Below are 20,070 nucleotides of genomic sequence, written 5' to 3' on the forward strand. Positions count from 1 at the left end.
AATTACACCATTTCAATTTTTTCTGCTAAAGCAGCAAGACCTAAATCTTCGATGTAGTAATCTTCATTTGAAGATTCATAGTTTTCGATTTGGTCACGTTTAGGATTATCAATCACTGTACGACGACGAGAGCCCTCTTGAACATAGATCGAAAGATTGTCAAAAGTGGTTACCAAAATTGCGTCTTCAGGGAAGAATGGCACAGCAGCAACTGGTAAGTTACCCATCCGTTTTTGACTGATAATCATATCTGCAGCTAGTTTTTCAGAATTTTCCTGATCTTTATTGACCAATGGGAAATACTTGTCTGCCAATGTTTTACGATTACACAGTACAACTAGATCGGGATTATCCTGATGTACTTCATCAATCATTTCATTGGTCAGATCCATCACCAATGCATCAATATTTTTATAATCACCTGTTGCCCCAACCGTAATTTTGCCAACAGTTGCACCTGATGACATAACACGTTCAGGATTTTCTTCACGCATTTTTTGCAACCAACCTTTGTTTACATCTTGCAATTTTGGATTTGCAACAATGTCGGTTGTGGTTGCAATCGAAGTACCATTAAAACCAATCATGATACGATCAAGTGCTTGACGTTTTTGGATCTGCCCACTAAAACGTGCATAAAAGTCTTTGAACTTTGCCCATTGGTCTAATTTTTGATATTTGATTGCAGTATCAAAATCAGTTTTACGACACATATAAAAACGCTCATCCATTGAAGTTGGATCTTTGGCTTGGCGGTCTGTGTTGTCTGTGTTGGTACGTGAAGCGATTGGTCGAGAGATTCCAAGACCCACTGCTGAACTTGATTGTTCTTGAACAACGAAAATATTAATTTTCTGTAAAAAAGCAGATGACAATTGGATTTTATCTTCTAATTTTTGTTGTACTGATGGAACAACATTGAATTTTTGTGAAACTTTTTCAACGCCATTCAGTTCAGCCAATTTTGTCATTGCTGCATTGTATTTAAAACGTGTCTCTTTACGCATGATTTTTACTCTTTATATTTATAATTTGAATTAACAATCAACGTCTTCTGAAAAACTGCTGTTGTTAGACTTAGGGCGAGGATCTGAATCATGCTCAGCATCGAGCTTTTTTTTCAGATCGTTGAATTCTGTTTGCAGCTGCTCATGAGATGTATTTAACGTATTGAAATCATTCTCAAGTTTTGAAACTGCTTGACCTTGTGTCGAAGTCTCATCTGCAATTGCAAGAATGGCTTGTTCTTGCTCAGAAAAAGATTCCGCAGACTTCTGTTCTGATTTTTCTTGTTTTGAGAACAGGTTTTTTATTTTTTGTAATAAGCCTGCGGAATGGAATTGCTGTTCTTGAACTTCTTCAAATTCAAGTTTGGTTTCAACAGCAGCTGTAAATAAATTTTCAGGACGTTGTTTTTTATCAGCAAGTGGATTGACTTTTGCACCTGCCGCAAATGCCAACATTTCGGTACCTAACGATGCTGGGCTATCAGTGACAGCTAAGCCAACCAAATATGCAGAACCTTTACCTGCAAAATTTTCATCTACTTCTATCGATGTATAAACTTTTTGTTTTTGTTTATTAAGTTGGATCAAACTTTCAGTTGGTTCGATCTGAGCAAACAATGCATCTTTTTCTTCACCATCGATAGTGACTTTTTCAGTTTTAAGTGCAAGAACATCACCATATGCACCAAACAAACTACCAGGTAATGCACTGCGAATGTGCTCAACATTGATACGAGCACCATAAGTGTTGAGATTATAATTTTGTGCCATTTGGAGAATCCAAGCTGCTTGGATCTCACGGCCATCCGTCGTATCCCCTGCCACAGCTATACGAAACCATTTCGATTTATATTTTTTGTCTTCTTTGCTCATTTGCAAACCTATTCATTTAAAAATGACGGATAAAAATCACGTTTTGGAATAGGTGAAGCATGGACAATTATCTATTGCTCTATCAATCACAGTTGGTTGTATTATCTCTATTTACAACTCAGATAAACTGATTATTAAATTCTTAGCTGCCATCGTTTGCTCATTAAAGCAAACTACAGATAGCAATGAATGATTTATCCCCAATAGCTAATCTGCACTTGATTATGGACAACAAGCTCAAAGGGAAGTTTCTCTACTGGCTTGGTTGGAAAATTGTCGATATTGCAGAAGTACTCGAAGAAAAAGAAAGAACAGTTCAAGCTTGGAAAACAAGAGAAGAATGGGAAAAAGAGAAGCCTGAAAATCGAGTTGAAAGTGCACTCACTGTTCGGTTGATGACACTTATTCTCAAAAATAAAAAGACTTCTGGTGATATTAAAGAAATCGATATGTTGATGCGGACCTATAAAGAATTTGCCCGCATTGAAAAATATCGCTTAGATGGCAGTGAAGCAGATCTTAATCCTGAAATTAGAAAAAGAAATATAGCTAGACATAAAAAAGCACCTAATCATTTTTCTGAAGAACAAATCGAAGAAATGGTATTGGCATTTGAAGATCGTCTCTTTGACTATCAGTGGACATGGTATCGAGCAATGGACCAACGTTCACGCATGATTTTAAAAAGTCGTCAGATTGGTGCAACTTATTATTTTGCTTTTGAAGCTCTAATTGATGCAATTAAAACAGGTCGCAATCAAATTTTCTTATCTGCATCAAAAGCCCAAGCACATATTTTTAAACATTATATAAAAACCTATGCAGAAGAAATTTGTGGTGTGGAACTTACTGGAGATCCTATCGTTCTATCAAATGGTGCAGAGCTTCGATTCTTAGGTACAAACTACAGAACAGCCCAAGGGCATCATGGTAATTTATATTTTGATGAAATTTTCTGGACACATGGTTTTGCAGAACTGGAAAAAGTTGCTTCAGCGATGGCAACCCATGAAACATGGCGTAAAACTTACTTTTCGACCCCCTCCTCGATAACACATGAAGCCTATGAATTTTGGACAGGAACAAGATTTAACAAAGGTAGACCTAAGGATAAGCAATTAAAAATTGATGTCTCACATAAATCATTAAAAAATGGTCGTGTCTGTGAAGACTTGATGTGGCGACAGATTGTTACTGTCGAAGATGCGAAAGCAGGTGGATGTGATCTTTTTAATATTGAGCGTTTGAAATTTGAATATTCACCTGATGATTTTCAGAACTTATTCATGTGTGAATTTGTTGATGATGGTCAATCTATGTTTCCACTGTCAATGTTACAAACATGTATGGTTGACACATGGGATACATGGATAGATTTTAAACCATTCCATAATCGACCATTTGCAAATAAGCCAGTGTGGGTCGGTTATGATCCTGCTCGGACTGGAGACAATGCAGGTCTTGTTGTCGTTGCACCACCAAATGTCGCGGGGGGTAAGTTTCGGGTTTTAGAATGTCATCAATTTAAAGGTGATGATTTTGCACAACAAGCTGAACATATTAGAAATATTACAAATCGTTATAACGTCACATATATTGGTATTGACACAACAGGAATGGGCTATGGTGTTGCTGAATTAGTTCGTCAATTTTTCCCTGCACTAACAACATTCAATTACTCACCAGAAGTTAAATCGAATCTTGTTTATAAAACTTTAGATGTTGCTCGAAATGGACGTCTTGAATTTGATGCAGGAAATAAAGAACTTGCTCAATCTTTAATGAGTATCAAAAAAACATTAACAGCATCGCAAAAACAAATCACTTTTACTGCATGCCGTTCAGAAGAAATCGGACATGCTGATCTTGCATGGGCTCTTATGCACGCAATTTACAACGAACCGTTGGCAGGAATTACACAAACAAATACATCTATGTTGGAGATTTATTCATGAATCCGTTTTCTACTGCGAAAAATGTTTTTTCACAGGCATTAAATTTAATGCCACGGGCAGCTACTCAAAACACAATTTCTAATCATAAAACAGAAGCATTTACATTCGGTGATGCGGTACCAGTATTAGATGGCCATGATTTATCAAATTATATGGAATGTTGGTTCAATGGTCGTTGGTATGAACCTCAGGTCAGTTTAGAAGGTCTATCGAGAAGCTATAAAGCTACGCCTTATCTCAGCAGTGGAATTATTTTTAAACGTAATTTCTTGGCCAATTTATTTATTGAACATAAACATTTGAAAAGAAAGTCATTTGAACAAATGGCATTGGACTTCATTTGGTGCGGTAATACTTATGCTGAAAATATAAAGTCACGCTTAAAAAACACTATTGAATATAAACCTGCTTTGGCAAAATACACACGAGCAGGCGAACATGATGGGCAATATTTTTATATTTATAACAGCCATGAGGGTTATGAAGAATATGAATTTCAACAAGATCGAATCTGCCATATTCGTGAAACGGATATTGATCAGGAAGTCTATGGAACACCTGAATATATCTCAGCATTGCAAAGTGCGTGGCTAAATGAAGCAGCAACATTGTTCCGTCGCAAATATTATAACAATGGTTCACATGCAGGTTTCATTCTCTATGTGAATGATGCTGCGTCAGATCCGAACGATATTGAAAAGCTTCGAACAGCATTGAAAGAAAGCAAGGGACCAGGGAACTTTCGTAATTTATTTTACTACAGCCCAAATGGGAAAAAAGATGGCATCCAAGTTATCCCGACTTCTGAGATAGCCGCAAAAGATGATTTCACAAATATTAAATCTATTACTCGCGATGATACTCTTGCTGCACTTCGTATCCCACCACAACTCATGGGGATTGTACCAAGCAATGCCGGCGGCTTTGGTGATATCAAATCTGCAACAGAAGTGTTTTATCACAACGAAATGAAACCGCTTCAATCACGACTATTACAATTTAATGAGTGGGCAGGTGATGAAGTGATTAAGTTTAAAGATTATGAACTGATCATGCCTAAATAAAAGATCAATAAATAAACCTGCAATTGCAGGTTTATTTTGATTTTAAAAAATAATTAGCAAATGAGAATTTTATCATTTGAACTATCTTATCAGATGATGCCGCGCAGTTACCCGCCCCACCTGCCCGCTCTAAATGTGTCTGTTTTACTACAAAGACAAACAAATTGAAAAAAACTAGAAAGTACGTTGTTAATAGCATGTTTCAAAGCTTCGTCTAATTTTTTAATACTGCATTTCACTACAAGAATACAATTTAAGATAAATCCATTTGATGCCATCTTGTTGATCTCTTCCAGTACTTCTTCATTTGTTAATTTTGAAAATACATATACAAATTTAGATTCACCATTAAAACGAAATTTTTCCAAACGATAACGTTCGGCATTATATATAACTGGAGATGTCTGAGGAGTTGGATCAAAGCACAACTTTTTCGGTAGAGGCTCCAAAACAGGAATTGATATGAATGCATCCAAAAAAGAAATTAATACTCCATCATTTTGGCCACCAATACACATAATCATAAAATTACCAAGTATTTGCATTTTTGACAGTCTAACAAAAATTTCACCGCTCTTTTCAATAGCACATATATAAAACCGACTAATCGTTTAAAGCATATAAAAATGTTTTTTTATAGGATCTGTCTTCAACTTGGAGTAATAAAGTAATAAAAACAGATAAGTTATTGAATTTAAATATTAATAAAGATTACTTATTGAGGTAATTTTTTGTAATTTTAGAAGTAATTTTTTGTAAGTATTTGATTTTATTGATACAAATATTAAAGATATACTACATATTTATACAGTAACAAATTACATCAATATTACTTAAAAATTACTTTTGAAAATATCAATAAGCTATTGAAATATAATATATATTATTGAAATATTACTTTATTACTTAAAATTTTAGATACCCCATATTTATTTTTACTATTGATAAAAACCAAAAAAATAGTGTTTTTTCAATCAAATTGGGGTTTGAACTTGGGAATGAATTGGGAATATATATCAGATATTAATGCTATTAATTAATAATATTAAAAACTACTAATTGTCTAACCTTTGCGTCTATCGCAAGATTCGACCATAAATATTGTTATTAAAATCAATAATATGGTCGGAGCAGTAGGATTCGAACCTACGACCCCCTGGTCCCAAACCAGGTGCACTACCAGGCTGTGCTATGCTCCGAAATTGGGGTGAATGACGGGATTCGAACCCGCGACAACTGGAATCACAATCCAGGGCTCTACCAACTGAGCTACATCCACCATTACAACAAGCTTTAGATTCTACAACATCAAGCAGCAAATTGCGCGCCTGACAGGATTCGAACCTGTGACCATCCGCTTAGAAGGCGGATGCTCTATCCAACTGAGCTACAGGCGCATGACTGATAATTTACATTATCAATTAACCTTTGCCTTGAAGAATTGGTCGGAGCAGTAGGATTCGAACCTACGACCCCCTGGTCCCAAACCAGGTGCACTACCAGGCTGTGCTATGCTCCGATTCATCTCAGCTTTCGTATCGAACATGTCGTTCGGTACGGTGTGCATTCTAGGCGTGACGCCCTTAGACGTCAACACCTATATTGAAAAAAAATCAAAAAAATACGTCAAATGTATATTTATCAAACATTTCTATTATTTTTTATACAATTTTAGCGTTTTAAACTCGCACTGAAGTTCAACATACGATCTAATGGTAGCTTCGCTCGCTCTGCTAATTGAGCATCCACAAAGATTTCTTGATCATTTTTTTGTAAAACGTCTAAGATGCCATCTAATTCATTCATTGCCATCCATGGACAATGTGCACATGAACGACATGATGCCCCTTCTCCTGCGGTAGGTGCTTCAATCAGTGTCTTATTTGGAACAGCTTGTTGCATTTTATAAAAAATACCGCGATCTGTTGCCACGATCAAAGTGTCGTGTGGCAAAGTTTGTGCAGCTTTGATCAGTTGTGATGTACTCCCCACCGCATCTGCAACATCAATAACTGATTCTGGTGACTCAGGATGAACCAATACAGCAGCATTTGGATAAATGGCTTTCATATTGGTAATACCACGTGAGCGAAACTCTTCATGCACAATACAAGAGCCATCCCAAATCAACATTTCTGCGCCTGTTTTCTTTTGGATATAGCGCCCTAAATGCTGATCAGGTGCCCAAATGATTTTTTCACCTAAACTATCTAAATGTTCAATAATCTCAACAGCACAACTTGAAGTCACCACCCAGTCTGCTCGAGCTTTTACAGCAGCTGAAGTATTGGCATAAACAACCACTGTATGATCAGGATGAGCATCACAGAACGCAGTAAACTCATCTACAGGACAACCTAAGTCAAGTGAACAAGTTGCTTCTAAAGTTGGCATTAAAACCTTTTTTTCAGGTGATAAAATTTTAGCGGTTTCCCCCATAAATTTTACGCCTGCCACCACCAATGTTGATGCAGCATGATCTCGTCCAAAACGCGCCATTTCAAGTGAATCAGAGACACAGCCACCTGTTAGCTCTGCAAGTTCTTGTACTTCAGGGTCACAATAGTAATGCGCTACTAAAACAGCATCACGTTTTTCTAGCTCTGCTTTAATTTGTGCAAACTTCGCTTGTTTTGCTTCTTCAGTTAACACATTACTCTTAGATTCACCCAAACGATCTAAATGCGCTTGTACAATTGATTTTGCTTCGTTGGCAATTAAATTGGTCGCATCATTCATAAAACGTATTCTCTATCCGTATGCTTGTGATTAAACAAGCGTTTCATGTCATACACTGGCAATTTTGGCGTTGGCTCATTTGACCAGTTATTAAAAAAACATTGACTTATAAAAAAACCTCACAACGGAGGTTCTTTAAAATTTTTTAATTTTAAGAGCGATAGTCCGCATTGATCTTGACATAATCATATGACAGATCACAGGTATAAACTGTATCTTTCGCTGTACCACGACCAAGATCAATACGAATATTAATCTCTTTTTCAGCCATCACAGCAGCTCCAGCCTCTTCGGTATAGTCAGGATTTGCACCACCATCTAAGCAAATTTGCACATCACCTAACCACACCTGAACCTTGCTAGCGTCAAGGTTTGGCACACCAGCTTTACCAATTGCCATGACAATACGTCCCCAGTTTGGATCTGAAGCGAACAATGCTGTTTTAATCAAAGGTGATTCGGCAACACTATAAGCAACATCACAACACTCTTGTGTGTTTTCACCACCTTCAACATGTACAGTAATAAATTTTGTCGCGCCTTCACCATCACGTACAATCAATTGTGCAAGACGATTCATAATACCTGCAAGTACATCTAATACTTTCTGATAACGAGCATCACTTTGGCTTTGAATTTGAGTACCACCTGCCAAACCAGTCGCAACAAAGATACAAGAATCATTTGTTGAAGTATCACCATCAATAGTAATACGATTAAATGAGTGGGTTACTGTGGTTTGTAATAATGCCTGTGTCATTTCTTGGCTAATAGGTGCATCTGTTGCAACAAAGCTCAACATGGTTGCCATATTCGGGCGAATCATACCCGCGCCTTTAGAAATACCTGTCATCGTATAAGTAATGCCATCTAGCTCAAACTGCTCAGATGCGCCTTTAGGCGTGGTATCTGTTGTCATAATCCCTGATGCAGCATCAGACCAAGCATTTTCATTTAATGTATCTAAAGCAGGTTGTAAACCTTGTGTTAAACGCTCAAGTGGTAATTGCTCACCAATAACACCTGTTGAAAATGGCAAAATTTGATTAACTTGTACACCTGTTAATTCTGCTAATTTTGTGCAAGTTGCTTCGGCATTTTGATAACCAATCACACCTGTTGCCGCATTTGCATTACCTGTATTAATCACTAAATAACGCGGTGTATTTTCAGCTAAGTGCTTTTTACTGATTAAAACAGGAGCAGCAGCAAAGGCACTTTGAGTAAATACGCCTGCGACCGTTGTTCCTTGTGCAAACTCAAAAATAACTAAATCTCGTCGATTTGGATAACGTACATACGCCTCTGCTGAGCCAATTTTTACACCTTGCACCACATGCATGTGTGGCATAGTTACGTCACCAACTGCCATTTTCAAATATCCAGAATGAAATTAATAAAACAACAGCTTATTAGAAAATAGACAAAAAATCGAGTCTATAACGGAGTGAATTGATTTTTATTGTGATAGATCTTAAAAAAAGAAAAAACCAGCGTCCGACAACAACTGGTTTAGATATAGATTTATAACTTTTCAAGCATTATTGCGTAGCGACTTGATTTTGAGCGACCGTACTTTCTGAAACTAAAAGCGCCTGTTTTACTTTTTCTTGACTCGATGCTGATAAAGCTGGATTAGAAGCAACCACACGATTGATCGTTGCAGGTGTTACCGCAGCAATTGCTGCTGTTTTTAGAATAATTGGACGACCACCTGTATTTCCTAAAGTATAGCGAATACCTGTGCGAGGACTGATGACTGTTGTTGAATCATTTTTAATTTCTGCCTGCGCCGTAGTTACACCTGTTGCTGCCTGAACATTGGCAACCGTTGTAGTTTGTGGCTGAGTATCTGCAAAAGTCAGCACTGGCATTGCTAAAGCTGCGACAAATAATGCTTTGAATTGTATTTTCATTATCTTTCCTAAATCTTTAAACATGGACTGAGCAAGTAAATAACATTTAATCGTGAAAGGTGCAATAAATATTCACCTCCTGTAATAACTTGTAAAAAAGCAGAACATTTGCCCTGCTTTTTTTAAAGATTACGCTAACGTTGGTAAATGTTAAATTTTACCGTGACATTGTTTATATTTTAAACCTGAACCACATGGGCATGGTGCATTACGGCTTTCAGGTGGTGTAAATATTTGAGGCTTTTGTAAATTTAAAGGCTCATTTTCAGCTTGAGTACTCGTACTCAACTCACCTGTTAAACCATCAAATTCATCATGTGCAAAGTTCAAACGCATTGCTTCTGCTTGCGCTTGTTGTTGTGCTTCCATCTCTGCTAACTCTTCCGCAGTTGGAATATGCACACGAGAAAGATCAGTCACAACGTCTGACTTAATCACGCCAAGCATATTTACAAATAGATTAAACGCTTCTTTTTTGTATTCTTGCTCTGGATTTTTCTGCGCATAGCCGCGTAAATGAATACCTTGACGTAAATAATCCATTGCAGCTAAATGGTCTTTCCAGTGGCGATCTAATGAACCCAACAAGAAATGACGTTCTAAAGTTGCAGCAGACTCAGCCCCCATATTTTCACGACGTTGGCGATAACGTTGCACGACTTCATCACTGATACGCTCAACCAAAGCTTCTTCATCTAAACGACGATCTTCTTCAAGCCACTGTGATACAGGTAGCTCAATCCCTAAGTCAACACGCAAAGCATTTTCTAGACCTTCAATATCCCACTGATCATGAATTGATTCAGGTGGAATATAAGTTTCGATTAAACCTTTCATGACTTCTTGATGCATTTCTTCAATATAATCTTGAAGAGTTGCTTCTTCTAAAATCTCATCACGTTGTGAATAAATGATTTTACGTTGTTCATTATTGACATCATCGTATTTTAAAAGATTTTTACGAATGTCAAAGTTACGTGCTTCAACTTTACGTTGCGCATTTTCGATTGAACGTGACACCATTTTATGTTCAATGGCTTCATTTTCTTGCAAGCCCATTGCGCGCATCATCGCAATCACACGATCACCTGCGAAAATACGCATGAGGTCATCTTCAAGTGATAAGAAGAAGCGTGATACACCAGGGTCACCTTGACGACCTGAACGACCACGTAACTGGTTGTCAATACGGCGTGATTCATGACGTTCTGAACCGATGATATGTAAACCACCTGAGCTCAACACCATTTCATTGTTTTTTTCCCACTCTGCACGAAGTCGTGCACTATCTTCTGGAGTTGGATTTTCAATTTTTGCAAGTAAGGCTTTCCAGTTACCACCAAGCAAAATGTCTGTACCACGACCCGCCATGTTTGTTGCAATCGTTACAGCATTTGGTGCGCCTGCTTGAGCAATAATATCAGCTTCACGCTCATGTTGTTTTGCATTGAGAACTTCATGGTGAATACCTGCATCGCGCAGTTTATCTGAAAGAATCTCAGAAGCCTCAATCGTCGCTGTACCAATCAAAATTGGCGCTACGCCTGCCGCATGAATTTTTTGAATTTCTTCAATAATTGCATTGTATTTACCCTCACGATTTAAATAAATTAAATCATTTAAGTCCTTACGCAACATTGGGCGATGGGTTGGAATTAACACTACATCTAGGTTGTAGATTTCTTTCATTTCCGCAGCTTCAGTATCAGCAGTACCTGTCATACCTGAAAGCTTTTTATATAAACGGAAATAGTTTTGGAATGTTGTGGTTGCTAAAGTTTGGTTTTCTGGTTGAATTTCTAAACCTTCTTTCGCTTCAACTGCTTGATGCAAACCTTCAGACCAGCGACGACCAGGCATAGTACGACCTGTATTTTCATCAACAATGATCACTTCGCCATCATTGATAATATAATGCACATTACGTTGATATAAGAAATGCGCACGAATTGAAGCAGTTACATGATGAACTAAGTTTAAATTTGCTGCTGAATATAAACTTTCACCTTCAGCCAACAATCCCATTTGAATGAGTTCTTGCTCTACTGTTTCATAACCGACTTCAGTCATTTCAACAGAGCGTTGCTTTTCATCAATCCAGAAATGCCCACCGTCTGCAACTTTTTCTTCTTTCTGTGGAGTTAATTTTGGCGGAATATTATTCATTAATTGATAAAGTTGCGATGAATCTTCGCTTTGACCAGAAATAATCAAAGGTGTACGTGCTTCATCAATTAAAATAGAGTCCACTTCATCAATGATGGCATAACTTAACCCACGTTGTTTTTTCTCTACCATCGAGAAAACCATATTGTCACGTAGATAGTCAAAACCAAATTCGTTATTTGTACCGTAAGTAATGTCTGCACGGTAAGCTTCAGCTTTTTCCATTGGTGCTTGCATGGAATAAATCACACCAACAGTTAAACCTAAGAACTCATACAGTGGACGGTTTAACTCTGCATCACGCTGTGCCAAATAATCATTGACCGTGATGACATGAACACCTGCTTCACTGATTGCATTGAGGTAAACAGCTAAAGTACCCATTAGGGTTTTACCTTCACCTGTACGCATTTCTGCAACTTTACCTTCGTGTAAAGTAATACCGCCAATCAATTGCACGTCATAATGACGCATGCCCATGACGCGTTTACCCGCTTCACGACAAACTGCAAATGCTTCTGGCATTAACTTATCAAGGCTTTCACCCTTTTTATATCTTTGTTTAAATTCTTCAGTTTTTGCAGATAAGTCAGCGTCACTTAAAGCAGATATTGTCGGCTCAAGCGCATTGATCTTATCGACAATTTTACGCATGCGTTTTAGTTCACGCTCGTTTTTAGTACCGAAGATTCCTCCGATCAGGCTTGCCAACATGTATAGACTCTCTAAAACTTGCTTATCAAAATAAATTTTTCTCAGACGTTATTATGGTGTTAGAAATTTGAAGTACAAGGTTTTTACACAAAACCAATTAAAAAAAATCTGTGCACCGACTTTCGCGTGTATGAGCTAAGGCGAACTAATGTAGCAAATTTGCACGATAGACAGATAGAACTATTCAGCAGAAATCGTGAATTTTTACATCTTGTTCAGGTTTTATATCTTATTTTCTCATAAAGAAATACAAAAACACTATTTTTAATTATAAGAAATTTAAGCCATAGTGATTTTGACGAGCTAAACAACAACTTTAAACATTCTAAATTTTGAGGACAATATCATGACAATTCGTTTGGGTGATACAGCACCTGACTTTGAACAGGACTCTAGTGAAGGGAAGATTAATTTTTACGAATTTTTAGGTAATGATTGGGGTATTTTATTTTCTCATCCCGCAGATTATACACCTGTGTGTACAACAGAGCTGGGTTATACAGCAAAACTCAAAGATGAATTTACCAAACGTGGTGTAAAAGCAATTGCGCTTTCTGTAGATGATGTGGAGTCACATCAAGGTTGGATTCAAGATATTAATGAAACACAACATACAACGGTAAATTTTCCAATTTTAGCGGACAAAGATCGTAAAGTTTCAACACTTTATGATTTTATTCATCCCAATGCCAGCGAAACAACCACTGTACGCTCTTTATTAATTATTGATCCTCATAAAAAAGTCCGTTTAATTATTACTTATCCCGCTTCAACAGGACGTAATTTTAATGAAATTCTACGAGTGATTGATTCATTACAACTTACAGACAACTATAAAGTTGCTACACCAGCAAATTGGCAAGAAGGTGAAGATGTTGTTATTGTGCCTTCAATTAAAGATGAAGCTGAACTAAAAGAACGCTTCCCAAAAGGTTATACGGCGGTTAAACCTTATTTACGCTTAACGCCACAACCGAATAAAGACTAAATTAAACTGCAAAAACAAAAATTGTGCTTTCTCCATTGAACTCCACCTTTTTCAGATGGAGTTCTTTTTTTTCAAAAATAGCCAGACACTTTCATCCTTACACTTACACTTGGTACTGAGTGAATTGCATTGAATCACGTGCCTTCACTTGCTCAAACCATGCTGCAAGTTGGCTATATTTTATCTTCCAATCTTGTTCAGGAAATCTAAAATCAATATATGCCAACAAACACGCCACAGAAATTTCACCTATCCCAAAGTTTTTGGTGAAATTATCTAAATGTTGTTCCAACCAAATCAGTGTCGCTACCTGTGTTGCTTGAAAGCGTTGTAACATATCTTGTGATTGTAAATGTTCAGGTTTTTTTAACTCTGCATAGCATCGCCCTACGGCTGCCATAGCACCATCAGCTAATGCTTGTAACCTTAAACTTTTAAAATATTCAACACGTTCAGTGGGATAAATCAGTGCTTTATCTTTTAAGGTACTTAAATATTCACAAATTAATGCCGAATCAAATAAAACTTCTTTATGATTTAAAACCAAAGTTGGAACTTTTGATAATGGATTGATCTGCCTTAAATCTGGGTTTGTCCAAGGATCAATCTTAATCATTTCAAATTGATCCTGAATTTTTAACTCTTGAATCAGCACACAAACTTTACGCGCAAAAGGCGATGTTAAAGAATAATAAAGCTGCATCCGTATTCTCCTTATTATGTTTGTTATATTTATGAGTATGCTATAGAAAATCATAAACATTGCAGCATTAATGACAATGTTTTGTAAGCATTGGTTGATTTGCAAAAATAAGGTATAAGAGATGTAGAATAATTTAACAATCAAAATAGTATGATTTATAAAATCCACCATTTACATTGTGGTAGTTTTTGCCCACTCTGCGCACCTCTCTTTGGGCAAACAGGCTTAAAAGCACACTTTGTCTGTCATTGTTTATTGCTTGAGACAGATCGTGGCTTAGTTTTAGTTGCTACAGGTTTAGGCATACAAGATTATTTACATTCTAAAAAGCGTTTAGGCAAACTCATTCACTATTTTGCCGCAATTGTACCTGATCAACATTTATCTGCTTTCCATCAAATTCAACAACTGGGGTTTAAGCCCAATGATGTTTGGCATATTTTAGTCACGCATTTAGATTTTGATCATGCAGGAGGTATTGCAGACTTTCCAAATGCCACAGTACATATTTTATCGAATGAGTTTAATGCAGCACAAACGCTCTCTGCTAAAAATAAATTACGTTATCGTCCTCAACAATTTCAACAACATGCGTATTGGCACTTTTTAGAACACGCTGCGGGTGAAACTTGGTTTAATTTTCATCGTGTACAAGGTTTTAATATTTTTAAAGATGAAATTTTAATGATTCCATTATTAGGACATACGGCAGGACATTGTGGTATTGCGATAAAACAACAAGAAGGTTATTTACTTTTTTGTGGCGATGCCTATTACTCTCACTTAGAACTTAACCCCAAATATCGTGTCTGGGGTCTAAATTGGGCTGAACAATTACTTGCTTTTGATAATCAACAACGTCTTCAAAGCTTACAAGCATTACAAACCCTTGCCCAAACTCAACCACAAATTGAGATCATTTGCGCACATGACCCATTGGACTTAAAGAAATATCAAATATGATAAAACAATATTTTTTGGCGACTTTAATTTTAAGCAGTACGCTAACAGGATGCATAACAACTTCAACGCTTCCTGCCGACCAAAGACCCCAAAATTGGGGACAAGTCATTCAGTCCGATTATAATTTTTATAAAATGAGTGATAGCATTTTTCGTAGTGAGCAACCCAGTAAGCAATTAATTCCATTATTAGCTCAACATAATATTGATGTTGTGATCAATTTACGTAGTCGTGATAAAGATAGCTCAACACTTGCAGGTCAAAATTTAGAGTTAGTCCATATTCCCATTCATACATGGGCAATTAATGAACATGATTTATTACAAGTCATGCGCTCTATTCAAACTGCACAACAAAAAGGTCAAAAAGTATTAATTCATTGTTATCATGGCTCTGATCGTACAGGTGCTAGTATTGCAATGTATCGTATTATTTTTGAAAATTGGTCTACGGCGGATGCTTTAAATGAAATGAAACATGGCGGTTATGGTTTTCATCCCATTTGGGGCAATATTGAAAAGTTATTTAGCCCTGAAAAAATAAAATGGATTCGAGAACAACTCTCAAATCCATCTTCAACTCAAGGATAAGCTAAAACTTAACGCCTATCTAAAGGCACCCAATCAATCACCCATGCAGACTTCATACCTAAACTATCGTCTGAATTGATTTTTTTGCGTGTTGCATCAGCAGAATCACGATCTTTTGACGGTCCAACCATGATGCGAATACCTTTAGATGTTGGACTTTTTGTCACTTTATAGCCTTTTGCGCGTAATTTTGCAGCAACAGCATCTGCATTGGCTTCATTGGCAGCCAGTGCAACTTGTACCATCCATTGCTTGTCACCATTTTCCAACAAATCACGTGCTTTATCTGCTTCAGCCTTTTTCTTAACATCCTCTTGGGCTTTACGCTTTTTTTCTTCCGCGGCTTTACGATCTGCTTCAGCTTTTTTCTCTGCTTCAGCTTTGCGGTCTGCCTCTTTTTTCTTGTCAGCTTCTAATTTACGCTTTTCTTCCTCTTGGGCTTTACGCTTTTTTTCTTCTGTAGCTTTACGATCTGCTTCAGCTTTGCGGTCTGCTTCTTTTTTCTTATCAGCTTCTGCTTTACGTTTTTTCTCTTCTGCAGCTTTTTTCTCTGCCTCTGCATTATTTTGTTGACGCTTCTGCTCTGCTAACTTTTTTTCAGCATCAGCCTTTTGTTGCTCAAGCTTCTTTTGTTCAGCAGTTTTTTGCTGAGCTTTGGTTTTATCATCTTGATTGAGTTCAGGAGGAATATTATCCGAGCTTTCTTGAGCTGCTTTACGACGCGCATTTGCAGCTGCATATTCTTCTGCTGCCTTACGTGCTGCATCTGCTTCCGCCTGTTGTTGCATACGTAAAAAATCAGCTGCTTTCGCTTCTTGTTCAGCAACAGCCTTTTCACGCGCACGGCGTTGCTCTTCAAGTAGGCGTTTTTCTGTTGCAACATCTACAGTTAAAGGTTCAAGCTGCACGGACTCTAATGGTGCTGCTTTTTCCTTTTGCTGCACATTTGCAACAGGTGTCGTTGGTACTTGAGTTTGATATATTTCTTCTTTGCCTTTTAGAAGGAGGGCTGCTAATAACACACCACCACCTAATAAAACAACGCCACCCATCCAGCGCTGTTTGTTATTCATTGACATTCTTCTAAATACTCCCAGACCGCTTCTAAGGTATGGAACGAACCACACACCAAAATCAGCTGATTATTATTGGTTTCTGCAAGCGCTGATTGAAATGCTGCTTGTACACTCTCAAATTTTTCAACTGTCTCATTTTGTAAGCCAGCAACCAATTGTTCCATTGGTGCTGCACGAGCTACAGTCAATGGCGCAATTTTCCACTTTAATACAGTATTTTTCAATAACTTGACTACAGATTCTATATCTTTGTCAGACAACATTGAAAATACGGAGACAACTTCTGTGTACTGTTTATTGTATTCTAAGAATTTTCGCAATTGCTTTAACAAAAATTCAACACCGTGCGGATTATGTCCCGCATCGAAAATCACTGTTTTTTCTTGTGATTTATAATGAATTTTTCTAATTTCAAAACGACCTTGTAACTGTGCTGTTTCGATACCTTGCGCCATCGCTTGTTGTGATACATTCAAACCACTGGCTAAAATCGCTGCGACAGCCGTTGAGATATTATCTAAGGCTAACTGTCCCAAAGGTAACTTTAACGTCACACCTGAACTGGCAAAATCCCATGTTTTACCATCTTGGGTATCATGATAAAAATAATCACGATTCAGCGCATAAAGCGTTGCATTACATTCTGTCGCTTTGTCCTGAATAGCTTGTGGCAAACTTTGCTGTCCACCAAAAACTACAGGAATATTTGCACGAATAATGCCTGCTTTTTCAAAAGCAATTTTTTCAATGGTATCGCCGAGCCAATCAGTATGATCTAGCCCAATATTGGTAATCACAGCTACATCAGGATCAATGACATTGACCACATCCAAACGACCACCTAAACCTACTTCAAGCACCCAGACATCGCACTGTTTTTGTTTAAAAATAACAAAAGCAGCCAAAGTAGTGGCTTCAAAGAATGATAAAGATAAATCACAGATACGGCGCGCTTGATCAACCTCAACAAAAGCATCAATCAAGGTTTGATCATCAACCTCTTGCCCTGCAAGTTTGACACGCTCATTAAAACGATAAATATGTGGAGATTGGTATAGCCCAACATTGAGACCTTGTGCATTTAAAATTGCCGCAAGTGTTGTTGTAGTTGAGCCTTTACCATTGGTTCCAGCCACCGTTAAAACTTTAGCATTGGGTCGCATGACGCCCAATTGCTCTGCAACAGGAATGACGCGCTCTAAGCCCAAATCAATTCCTGTAACATGAACATGGCTCCAATAATTGAGCCATGTATTTAAATCATCTGTTTTTAAAGGTGCTGGATGGTTGTTCAAGGCAAATTCATCAGTTTCGCTACAATACGGTATACAGTATCACGTAATGCATGACGATGAACAATTTGATCGATTACACCATGATCAAGCAAGAATTCAGCACGTTGGAACGGTTCTTCAAGCTTCTCACGAACAGTTTGTTCAATAACACGTTTACCCGCAAAACCAATCATGGCTTTCGGTTCAGCGATATGAACATCACCCAACATTGCCAATGATGCAGTCACACCACCGTAAACTGGATGCGTCAACACCACAATATAAGGCAGATGTGCATCTTTCATTTTTTGGATTGCTGCAGAAGTACGTGCCATTTGCATCAAAGACAACATGCCTTCTTGCATACGTGCACCACCAGAAGCTGCAAAACAGACTAAAGGTTGTTTCAAACTAATGGCTTTTTCAGCAGCTTGAACAAAACGGTCACCCACAACCGTACCCATTGAACCGCCCATAAAATCAAATTCAAATGCGCATGCAATCAATGGAATATTTTTAAGTTGACCTTGCATGACCACTAAAGCTTCAGTTTCGCCTGTTTTATCTTGCGCTTCTTTCATACGCTCAGGATAAGGTCGACTGTCTACAAAGTGTAATGGATCTTTTGCTACAAATTCTTGACCGAGTTCTGCACTCACATTATCAAAGAACCAATTTAAGCGATCACGTGCTTTCATTTTCAGATGTTCATCACATGATGGACAAACATAAGCATTAAAAGACATCGCAGTACGAGTAACCAATGCGTGACATTCAGGGCACTCAATGGTTGGTTCTGTAAATGTTGCTTTGAGTGTTTGTTGTTGATCAGGCACCTCAATCCCTGGAACAGAACGATCTGTCCACGGTGTTGATGCACTCAGGATTTTCCCTGATTTCACTTCTTGATTCATACTAACTCATCGAGCGCTGCTCGAAGCTCCTTGACTTTATTCACCGCTGCTTCCACAGCTTGTTCTGGTGCTAAGTTTGCAAAAGGTTTGACAAATGCACTGCCGACAATGACAGCATCAGCAACTTGCCCAACAGCTTTTGCTGAAGCTGCATCACTGATCCCAAAACCTACACCTACAGGAATATCTGTATATGACTTGATTTTTTGAATGCGTGTTGCGACTTCAGTTGTATCCAGTGTTGCAGCACCTGTTACCCCTTTTAATGACACATAGTAAATAAAACCACTGGCTTGTTTGACTACATGCTGAATACGTTCATCTGTCGAAGTTGGTGCAAGCAAGAAAATTTGATTCATGTCGTATTTTTTCAATACTTCATCAAAATCTTTTGCTTCTTCTGGTGGTAAATCTACGAGAAGAACACCGTCTACACCACATTCGTTGGCATAAGCGACAAATTTTTCATATCCAATCACTTCAACAGGGTTTAAATATCCCATCAAGACTACAGGTGTTGTGCTGTCTTTTTGACGGAATTCTTTCACCATGTTTAAAGCATCAAGGGTATTGGTTCCTGCTGCTAAAGCACGCTCTGCGGCAAGGGCAATCACTGGACCATCTGCCATTGGGTCTGAAAATGGCAAACCAAGTTCAAGTACATCTACGCCCGCTTCAACCATTTGATGCAACAAGGGTACGGTTACATGTGGTTGAGGATCACCCGCCATGACATAAGAAACCAATGCTTTACGCTGTTGTGATTTAAGCTGTGCAAATCGAGTGGCTAAACGTGACATAGGGTTGTACATTCCTTGAATTGTTAAACTTGAGGAGTTGGTTTTGTATAAATACAAGACGTTGCATTGTAACGCTATTTTTTACTCATTGGATAGAGTAACGCTGTAGCACAATGGTATCTCATATTAATACAAAATAACGAACAACCTATGACATACATTTAGCGCTATTTTATTTTTTTGGACAATGATCAAAGTTACCTATTTTTTGCTTTTTTAAAATTCGTAAATAAATTGAAAAACTTAAATCAAATCATTTAAATAACATCAGAACATGAACAAAATCTAATGCATTTTAATTTTTAAGAAATTGCAAAAGCTGTTTATA

17 protein-coding genes and 4 tRNA genes are annotated in these 20,070 nt (G+C 37.6%); 5 read left to right on the forward strand and 16 right to left on the reverse strand.

Annotated features, from left to right (window positions below):
- Positions 1–2: 2 nt before the first annotated feature.
- Together C9E89_RS09630 and C9E89_RS09635 are read right to left on the reverse strand one after the other, a co-directional pair.
- A complete protein-coding gene (locus tag C9E89_RS09630; RefSeq protein WP_107008155.1) occupies positions 3–1,007 on the reverse strand; it encodes a phage major capsid protein, P2 family in 1,005 nt (334 codons plus the stop codon).
- A 30-nt stretch (positions 1,008–1,037) separates the two neighbouring features.
- Positions 1,038–1,880 (reverse strand): GPO family capsid scaffolding protein, encoded by an 843-nt coding sequence (locus C9E89_RS09635; RefSeq protein ID WP_107008154.1) that lies wholly within the window; start codon positions 1,878–1,880, stop codon positions 1,038–1,040.
- Between the two features lie 185 nt (positions 1,881–2,065).
- Between C9E89_RS09635 and C9E89_RS09640 the strand changes: the two genes are divergently transcribed.
- Both C9E89_RS09640 and C9E89_RS09645 read left to right on the forward strand, forming a co-directional pair.
- The gene (locus C9E89_RS09640) at positions 2,066–3,835 is read left to right on the forward strand and encodes a terminase large subunit domain-containing protein (protein WP_107008153.1); all 1,770 of its coding nucleotides are present in this window, start codon (positions 2,066–2,068) and stop codon (positions 3,833–3,835) included.
- Complete coding sequence (locus tag C9E89_RS09645; protein ID WP_107008152.1) at positions 3,832–4,899, forward strand: phage portal protein; 1,068 nt, start codon at positions 3,832–3,834, stop codon at positions 4,897–4,899. The genes C9E89_RS09640 and C9E89_RS09645 overlap by 4 nt, the downstream gene beginning before the upstream one ends.
- 107 nt (positions 4,900–5,006) lie before the next feature.
- Here C9E89_RS09645 and C9E89_RS09650 read toward each other — a convergent pair whose 3' ends face one another.
- From C9E89_RS09650 to secA, 9 genes are all read right to left on the reverse strand, one after another.
- Positions 5,007–5,444, reverse strand: coding sequence for a hypothetical protein (locus C9E89_RS09650; RefSeq protein WP_107008151.1), 438 nt, complete (start codon positions 5,442–5,444; stop codon positions 5,007–5,009).
- A 577-nt stretch (positions 5,445–6,021) separates the two neighbouring features.
- A tRNA-Pro gene (locus C9E89_RS09655) sits at positions 6,022–6,098 on the reverse strand.
- A gap of 4 nt (positions 6,099–6,102) precedes the next feature.
- A tRNA-His gene (locus C9E89_RS09660) sits at positions 6,103–6,178 on the reverse strand.
- A 44-nt stretch (positions 6,179–6,222) separates the two neighbouring features.
- Positions 6,223–6,296, reverse strand: a tRNA-Arg gene (locus tag C9E89_RS09665).
- Positions 6,297–6,341: 45 nt separating this feature from the next.
- Positions 6,342–6,418 (reverse strand) — tRNA-Pro (locus C9E89_RS09670).
- Positions 6,419–6,570: 152 nt separating this feature from the next.
- Positions 6,571–7,638, reverse strand: coding sequence for a quinolinate synthase NadA (nadA, locus tag C9E89_RS09675; protein ID WP_107008150.1), 1,068 nt, complete (start codon positions 7,636–7,638; stop codon positions 6,571–6,573).
- A 151-nt stretch (positions 7,639–7,789) separates the two neighbouring features.
- The gene (argJ, locus tag C9E89_RS09680) at positions 7,790–9,010 is read right to left on the reverse strand and encodes a bifunctional glutamate N-acetyltransferase/amino-acid acetyltransferase ArgJ (protein ID WP_107008149.1); all 1,221 of its coding nucleotides are present in this window, start codon (positions 9,008–9,010) and stop codon (positions 7,790–7,792) included.
- A 169-nt stretch (positions 9,011–9,179) separates the two neighbouring features.
- Positions 9,180–9,554 (reverse strand): hypothetical protein, encoded by a 375-nt coding sequence (locus C9E89_RS09685; RefSeq protein WP_107008148.1) that lies wholly within the window; start codon positions 9,552–9,554, stop codon positions 9,180–9,182.
- 150 nt (positions 9,555–9,704) lie between these two features.
- Entirely contained in the window at positions 9,705–12,434 is a 2,730-nt protein-coding gene (gene secA, locus C9E89_RS09690; protein WP_107008147.1) for a preprotein translocase subunit SecA, read from the reverse strand.
- 346 nt (positions 12,435–12,780) lie between these two features.
- Here secA and C9E89_RS09695 point away from each other — a divergent pair, with 346 nt between their 5' ends.
- Positions 12,781–13,422 (forward strand): peroxiredoxin, encoded by a 642-nt coding sequence (locus C9E89_RS09695; protein WP_107008146.1) that lies wholly within the window; start codon positions 12,781–12,783, stop codon positions 13,420–13,422.
- A gap of 103 nt (positions 13,423–13,525) precedes the next feature.
- On the opposite strand, the gene C9E89_RS09700 is transcribed toward C9E89_RS09695, so the two are convergent.
- Entirely contained in the window at positions 13,526–14,125 is a 600-nt protein-coding gene (locus tag C9E89_RS09700) for a glutathione S-transferase family protein (RefSeq protein ID WP_171405117.1), read from the reverse strand.
- Positions 14,126–14,275: 150 nt separating this feature from the next.
- On the opposite strand from C9E89_RS09700, the gene C9E89_RS09705 reads away from it, so the two are divergent.
- Both C9E89_RS09705 and C9E89_RS09710 read left to right on the forward strand, forming a co-directional pair.
- The gene (locus tag C9E89_RS09705; RefSeq protein WP_107008144.1) at positions 14,276–15,088 is read left to right on the forward strand and encodes an MBL fold metallo-hydrolase; all 813 of its coding nucleotides are present in this window, start codon (positions 14,276–14,278) and stop codon (positions 15,086–15,088) included.
- Positions 15,085–15,678 (forward strand): dual specificity protein phosphatase family protein, encoded by a 594-nt coding sequence (locus tag C9E89_RS09710; protein WP_107008143.1) that lies wholly within the window; start codon positions 15,085–15,087, stop codon positions 15,676–15,678. Before C9E89_RS09705 ends, C9E89_RS09710 begins: the two co-directional genes overlap by 4 nt.
- Before the next feature lie 8 nt (positions 15,679–15,686).
- Here C9E89_RS09710 and C9E89_RS09715 read toward each other — a convergent pair whose 3' ends face one another.
- From C9E89_RS09715 to trpA, 4 genes are read right to left on the reverse strand one after another with little or no spacing between them, the layout of a single operon-like run.
- A complete protein-coding gene (locus tag C9E89_RS09715; RefSeq protein ID WP_107008142.1) occupies positions 15,687–16,757 on the reverse strand; it encodes an SPOR domain-containing protein in 1,071 nt (356 codons plus the stop codon).
- On the reverse strand, positions 16,748–18,049 hold the full coding sequence (folC, locus tag C9E89_RS09720) for a bifunctional tetrahydrofolate synthase/dihydrofolate synthase (RefSeq protein ID WP_107008141.1): 1,302 nt from the start codon (positions 18,047–18,049) through the stop codon (positions 16,748–16,750). The genes C9E89_RS09715 and folC overlap by 10 nt, the downstream gene beginning before the upstream one ends.
- Positions 18,046–18,942 carry an acetyl-CoA carboxylase, carboxyltransferase subunit beta gene (gene accD, locus C9E89_RS09725; RefSeq protein WP_107008140.1) on the reverse strand — a complete coding sequence of 299 codons (897 nt, stop codon included), beginning with the start codon at positions 18,940–18,942 and terminating at the stop codon, positions 18,046–18,048. The genes folC and accD overlap by 4 nt, the downstream gene beginning before the upstream one ends.
- Entirely contained in the window at positions 18,939–19,742 is an 804-nt protein-coding gene (gene trpA / locus C9E89_RS09730; protein ID WP_107008139.1) for a tryptophan synthase subunit alpha, read from the reverse strand. The genes accD and trpA overlap by 4 nt, the downstream gene beginning before the upstream one ends.
- Positions 19,743–20,070: the final 328 nt, after the last annotated feature.

Origin of the sequence: Acinetobacter sichuanensis (assembly GCF_003024515.2) — a bacterium.
In the GTDB taxonomy this organism is placed as follows: Bacteria; Pseudomonadota; Gammaproteobacteria; order Pseudomonadales; family Moraxellaceae; genus Acinetobacter; species Acinetobacter sichuanensis.